At 70.0% G+C, this 6,000-nt stretch carries 6 protein-coding genes; all 6 read left to right on the forward strand.

Annotated elements, in window-relative coordinates; translation table 11 throughout:
* Positions 1-24 precede the first annotated feature (24 nt).
* Positions 25-684 carry a hemerythrin domain-containing protein gene (locus tag ACIHCM_RS34370; protein ID WP_399904889.1) on the forward strand — a complete coding sequence of 220 codons (660 nt, stop codon included), beginning with the start codon at positions 25-27 and terminating at the stop codon, positions 682-684.
* A gap of 92 nt (positions 685-776) precedes the next feature.
* Positions 777-2,249: an MFS transporter gene (locus tag ACIHCM_RS34375; RefSeq protein ID WP_399904892.1), complete on the forward strand. Its 1,473-nt coding sequence runs from the start codon at positions 777-779 to the stop codon at positions 2,247-2,249.
* Between the two features lie 155 nt (positions 2,250-2,404).
* Positions 2,405-3,436, forward strand: a complete 1,032-nt coding sequence (locus ACIHCM_RS34380; RefSeq protein ID WP_399904895.1) for a MarR family winged helix-turn-helix transcriptional regulator — start codon at positions 2,405-2,407, stop codon at positions 3,434-3,436.
* A 136-nt stretch (positions 3,437-3,572) separates the two neighbouring features.
* Positions 3,573-5,285: an NAD(P)/FAD-dependent oxidoreductase gene (locus ACIHCM_RS34385; RefSeq protein ID WP_399904898.1), complete on the forward strand. Its 1,713-nt coding sequence runs from the start codon at positions 3,573-3,575 to the stop codon at positions 5,283-5,285.
* A 42-nt stretch (positions 5,286-5,327) separates the two neighbouring features.
* Positions 5,328-5,903: a flavin reductase family protein gene (locus ACIHCM_RS34390; protein ID WP_399904901.1), complete on the forward strand. Its 576-nt coding sequence runs from the start codon at positions 5,328-5,330 to the stop codon at positions 5,901-5,903.
* 1 nt (position 5,904) lies between these two features.
* The coding region (locus ACIHCM_RS34395; RefSeq protein ID WP_279617129.1) for a biotin carboxylase N-terminal domain-containing protein at positions 5,905-6,000 on the forward strand (96 nt) is incomplete at its 3' end.

Consider the following 6,000-nt stretch of genomic DNA (forward strand, 5'->3'; position numbering starts at 1 on the left):
AGTCAGGCACTGAGGGAGACAGTGATGAGCCAGGAGTTCAAGAACCTCGACATGACGATGATGTTCGCCATCCACGACGCCCTCCGGCGCGAGCTGGAGCGGATCGCGCGGATCACCGCCCGGGTCGACGAGGACCCCCGTCATGTGCTCAGCACCGCGGTCGGCTGGGAGCTGTTCAAGAAGTTCCTGACGATCCACCACACGTCCGAGGACGTCACCGTCTGGCCGGTGATGCAGCAGGCGCTTGCCGGCCGGCCCGACGAGCTGGCACTGCTGGACGCGATGGAGGCCGAACACGCGGTCATCGACCCGCTGCTCGCCGGCATCGACGCGGCCCTCGCCGACCGCGACTCGGGCCTGGAGCGCCTCGGCGGGCTGACGGACACCCTCCACACCCAGCTCGGCGGCCACCTCGACCACGAGGAGAGCGAGGCCCTGAAGCTCATGGACATCACCATGACCCAGGAGCAGTGGGCCGCGTTCAGCGCCGAGCAGCGCACCCGCGTCGGCGACGACTCCCGGTTCTACCTGCCCTGGCTGCTCGACGACATGTCCGCCGCCAAACTCGCCGGAATCCTCGGCAAGATGCCCGACCCGCTGAAGAACGCCTACGAGACCGAGTGGCGCGCCGCCTACGAGGCGCTGGACATCTGGGGCACCAAGGCCGGCTCCGCCGCCCGCTGACACCGGCCCCCACGCCCGGGGGCGCCTCCGCTTCCCGCCCCCGGGCTCCCGCCGCAACACCCCCCGCATCCCAGAGACATCGGAGAGAGCTCATGTCGCTGCAAGACCGCACCCAGGCCGTCCCCAGGGCCGCGGCACCGCCGCAGCAGGACGGCAAGCTCGGCCTCGCGCTGCTGGTCATCGCCGCAGCACAGCTGATGCTCGTCCTGGACAACACGATCGTGGCGGTGGCCCTGCCGAGCATGCAGAGCGCCCTCGGCCTCAGCGAGGCCGGACTCGGCTGGGTCGTCACCGCTTACGCCCTCGCCTTCGGCGGACTGCTGCTGGCCGGTGGCCGCGCCGGTGACCTGTTCGGCCGCCGGCTGGTCTTCCGGATCGGCCTGGTCATCTTCACCGCCGCCTCCCTGCTGGGCGGTCTGGCCACCACCGGCGAACTGCTGATCACCGCCCGGCTGCTGCAGGGGCTGGGCGCCGCCATCGCCGCGCCCACCGCGCTGTCCCTGCTGGCCACCACGTTCCCGGCGGGCCCGGCCCGCAACAAGGCGCTCGGTGTGTACGGCGCGATGGGCGGCCTCGGCTCGGTCGTCGGCCTGCTGCTCGGCGGCGCGCTGACCGAGTACCTGAACTGGCGCTGGGTGATGTTCGTCAACATCCCGATCGCCCTGGCCGTCCTGGTCGGCACCGGTGTCCTCGTCGAGGGCGGCCGTGAGCGCGGCAAGGTCGACGTGCCGGGTGCCTTCACCGCCACCTTCGGCTTCGGCGCCCTGGTCTACGGCATCACCCGCGCCGGCGAGGAAGGCCTCGACGACACCACCACGCTGGTCTCCCTCGGTGTCGCGCTGGTCCTGCTGATCGCCTTCGTCGCCGTCCAGCGCACCGCCCGGGCGCCGATGATCCCCGGCGGCATCCTGGCCGACAAGAGCCGCCTCGGCGCCAACCTGGTGATGTTCCTGGTCGGCGCGGGCATGCTCGCCACCTTCTACTTCCTGACCCTCTACATGCAGCTCGTCAAGGGCTACGACCCGATGATCACCGGCGTCGCCTACCTGCCGTACGCGGTGGGCATGCTGCTGGCGGCCGGTGCCCTCGGACCACAGCTGCTGGCCCGGCTGTCCGAGCGCGCGGTGATCTCCGTCGGTCTGACGGTGGGCATCCTCGGCATGGTCTGGTTCAGCCTGCTGGCGCCGGGCCAGAACCCGTGGGTCGCGCTGCTGCCGGCGCAGCTGGTCTCCGGACTCGGCCTCGGCATGGTCTTCGTGGCCGTCACCATCATCAGCGTCCGCGGGGTGGCGCCGCAGGAGACCGGGGCCGCGTCCGGCCTGGTCAACACCGCGCAGCAGATCGGTGGCGCGATCGGCCTCGCCGCGCTGGCCGCGGCGGCGACCGTGATCACGCAGAACGAGTCCGAGCCCACCACGTCCGACGCGCTGACCACCGGCTACTCGTACGGCTTCCTGCTCGGTGGCGGTCTCTACCTGCTGGCCCTGCTGACGGCGCTGCTCACCGCGCCGAAGGCGGCACCTCAGCCGCAGCGGGACGGGGCCCAGCCCTCCGTCGCGCTGTGACACACCCCGGCGGCCCCGCCCCTTCCCCCGCGGCGGGGCCGCCGGCCCCCTGCACACCTCCGCCGAGCTGACGTCACCTACGGGATTTCCGGACCGCGGCGCACCGGAGGGGACGGTGGGTGCACCGCACTTATACTCGGGCAGGAGGTGCTGTTTTGCGGCGTGCACGCGACAAGGTCCAGGAGCCGGTGAGCCCGGTGAACCCGTCGACTCCCCTCACCAGGACCGAGGAGAGCGCCGAGGTCCCCGGAGTGCTCCCGGAATCCCTCGCGGGCTATGTCAGCTACCTGCTGCGCCGGGTCCACGCCCAGTTCTCCGCCACCCCCGACGGCACCGGCACCGACTCCCGGGACTTCCTCGTCCTCGACGCCCTCACCGGCCAGGACTGGGCGTCCCAGCTCGACCTCGCCGAGCGGCTCGGCATCAACCGCACCATCATGGTGCAGGTCATCGACCGCCTGGAGGCCCGCGGCGAGGTCCAGCGCACCCGCAACCCCGACAACCGGCGCCAGTACGTGCTGTCCCTGACCGACCGGGGCCGCACCGCCCTGGGTTCCATGCGTCGCGCCGTCGCCGAGCGGGACGCCCACCTGACCGCCGCGCTCTCCCGTGAGGAGACCGCCCGGCTCGACGAGCTGCTCGCCCGGCTGCTGCCCGAGTCGGCGCAGCCGCTGGTGCAGGGCACCGAGTACCTGGTCGCGCAGGCCCACTTCCGGCTGCGCCGGCACGGCGACGACAAGCTCACGGGCACCGGGCTGCGCGTCCGCCACTACGGGCCCCTGTCCGCGCTCGTGGCCTCCGGCCCGTGTTCCCAGCAGCAGCTCGCGGAGTTCCTCGCCATCACCGGGCCGGCCGCCTCGCAACTCGTCGACGAGCTCGTCGAACCGGGGCTCGTCCGCCGGGGCCGCGACCCGCACGACCGCCGCCGGTACGCCCTCGAAGTGACCGAGGAGGGCCGCGAGAAACTCGCCGTCGTCACCGCGGCCGTCCACGAGCTGGCGCACGACGTGGCCGCCATGCTCGGGCCCGGCGGCGAGGACGAACTGCGGGCGCTGCTGCTGAAACTGCTCGAACCGGCGGACAATACCGGCTCGCGTTCCGGCGAGCCGGCCGACGGGCATTCCGGTGGGAATTCCGGAAGCGATCTTTCCGAAAACACCAAGTCCACCGTTCCGGCCAGGGGTTGACCCTCTGGCCAAAACCTGTCACGCTTAATTCAGCGGTTACCTCACGCCTTTTTCCACGGCTCTTCATTCACTCGAATGAAGGGCCTTTTTTCATGCTGTGTTCCGCCCCGAAGAACCCTGGAGAAGGAGACAGTTCATGGTCACGAAGATGACCGAAGGCGCGACGGAATCGGCACACATACCCAAGGAGATGACCTTCGACGTCGTCATCCTGGGATCGGGCCTGGCCGGCTCCGTGACCGGCGCGATCCTGGCCAAGCACGGTGCGCGGGTCCTGCTGGTCGACGCGACCGCCCACCCGCGCTTCGCCGTCGGCGAGTCCATGACCCCGCAGCTCGTGGAGTGGATCCACATTCTCTCCGAGCGGCACGACATTCCCGAGCTGAAGAGCCTGTCCAGCGTCCAGGCGTCCACCCGCGACATCGGACCGACCTTCGGCACCAAGGCGCACTTCGGCTTCATCAAGCACGAGGTGGGCCAGGAACCCGACCCGCGTGCGGCCACCCAGCTGGCGCTGCCCAAGATCTTCCACCAGAACAGCCACATGCACCGCCAGGACAGCGACTCCTTCATGTTCCACGTGGCGATCAAGTACGGGTGCACGCCCCGGCAGAACTGGCGGGCGAGCGAGGTCGACTTCGACGACGACGGTGTGACCGTCACCGGGAGGAGCGCCGCGCCGGGCGCCCAGCCCGAGCAGTACCGGGCCAAGTACCTGGTGGACGCCTCCGGTTTCCGCTCGCCGCTCGCCGACAAGTTCGACCTGCGGGAGAAGCCGGCCCGCTTCAAACATCACAGCCGCTCGATGTTCACGCACTACGTCGGCATCAAGCGGTTCGACGACGTCAGCGGCCACCCCAAGGACCTCCGCCCGCCGGCCGACTGGCACACCGGCACCCTGCACCACATGATCGAGCGCGGCTGGTTCTGGATCATCCCGTTCGACAACCACGACAAGTCCCGCAATCCGCTGTGCAGCGTCGGCCTGACCGTCGACGAGCGCACCTACCCCAAGCCCAAGGACCTCACCCCGGAGCAGGAGTTCCAGCTCTGGCTCGACAAGTACCCGGCCGTCAAGCGGCAGTTCGACGGCGCGACCCGGGTGCGCGAGTGGGTGTCCACGGACCGGCTCCAGTACTCATCGAAGCAGACCATCGGCGACCGCTGGTGCCTGATGTCGCACGCGGCCGGCTTCATCGACGCGCTGTACTCCCGCGGTCTGTCCAACACCTTCGAGGTCGTCGACGCGCTGACCTCCCGGCTTCTGGTCGCGCTCGAGGACGGGGACTTCTCCGCCGAGCGCTTCGAGTACGTCGAGCGGCTGGAGCAGGGCCTGCTCCAGTACAACGACGAACTGGTCAACAGCTCCTTCATCGCCTTCTCCCACTTCCGCCTGTGGAACGCCGTGTTCCGGGTGTGGGGCTCCTTCATCACCCCCGGCACCATGCGGCTCACCCGGGCCCGGCTGAACCACGCCCGCGACGGCCGCAAGGAGCACTTCGAGGAGCTGGAGCAGGTCCGGTACCCGGGTCTGTGGTGGCCGCAGTCCGACTCCTTCAAGCAGATCCTCGACACCACCGCCGAGGCCTGCGAGAAGTACGAAGCGGGCGCGATCACCGGCGACGAGGCCGCCGACATCATCTTCAGGACCCTGCGTGACTCACCGGTCGTCAACCCGGTCTTCGGCTGGAAGGACGAGAAGCAGCGCTTCATCTACCCGTCGGTGCCGACGATGGCCCGCTTCCTGTTCTGGGCGTCGGTGCAGGCGCCCTCGGAGATGAACGCCGTCGGCCGGGAGTTCCTGCTCGGCATCGTCAAGGCCGGCTCCAAGGTCCGCAAGCTCCTCTGACCCGCGCGGCACACCCACGACACCCCCATGAAAGGGATGAGCATGTCCGCAGCAGCGCGGTCGCTGACCCGCACCCCTGAGCGACAGCCCATCGAGCCGCTGAGCCTGCGCCGCGTGTGCGGCTTGTTCACGACCGGCGTCACGGTGGTCTCCACCGGCCCGAACGGCCGGGCCGAGGGGACCACCGTGAACTCCTTCACCTCGGTCTCGCTGGACCCGCCGCTCGTACTGTTCTGCCTGCACAAGCAGTCCCGGCTGCACGACCTGCTCCAGGAGAGCGGCGGCTTCACCGTCAACTTCCTGTCCGGACAGCAGCAGCCGCTGGCCCGCTGGTTCGCCGAGAAGCGCCCCGACGCGTTCGCGGGAGTCCCGCACCACTTCACCGGCGACGGGCTGCCGGCGCTCAGCGAGGCCCTCGCCTACCTCGCCTGTACGACCGTCGACGTGCACGCGGCCGGCGACCACGACATCGTCATCGGCGAAGTGGTGGAACTGGGCGTCCCGCAGCACGGCCAGGAACCGCTGATCTTCTTCGACGGGTCGCTGGGTCCGCTGGAGGCCGGAGCCGGCCGGTTCAGCCGGGCGGGCGAGCCGCCGGCACCGGCACGGGCGTCCTGACATGCGCAAGGTGCTCATCGCCAACCGTGGCGAAATCGCTGTCCGCGTTGCCCGGGCCTGCCGGGATGCCGGGATCGCGAGCGTGGCCGTCTACGCC

Origin of the sequence: Streptomyces sp. NPDC052023 (genome assembly GCF_044548465.1) — a bacterium.
Classification (GTDB): Bacteria; Actinomycetota; Actinomycetes; order Streptomycetales; family Streptomycetaceae; genus Streptomyces.

What these genes read in the sequence shown, in the direction of transcription:
- ACIHCM_RS34370 (WP_399904889.1), top strand. Translation starts at nt 25, where the DNA reads ATGAGCCAGGAGTTCAAGAACCTCGACATGACGATGATGTTCGCCATC.
- ACIHCM_RS34375 (WP_399904892.1), top strand. Translation starts at nt 777, where the DNA reads ATGTCGCTGCAAGACCGCACCCAGGCCGTCCCCAGGGCCGCGGCACCG.
- ACIHCM_RS34385 (WP_399904898.1), top strand. Translation starts at nt 3,573, where the DNA reads ATGGTCACGAAGATGACCGAAGGCGCGACGGAATCGGCACACATACCC.
- ACIHCM_RS34390 (WP_399904901.1), top strand. Translation starts at nt 5,328, where the DNA reads ATGTCCGCAGCAGCGCGGTCGCTGACCCGCACCCCTGAGCGACAGCCC.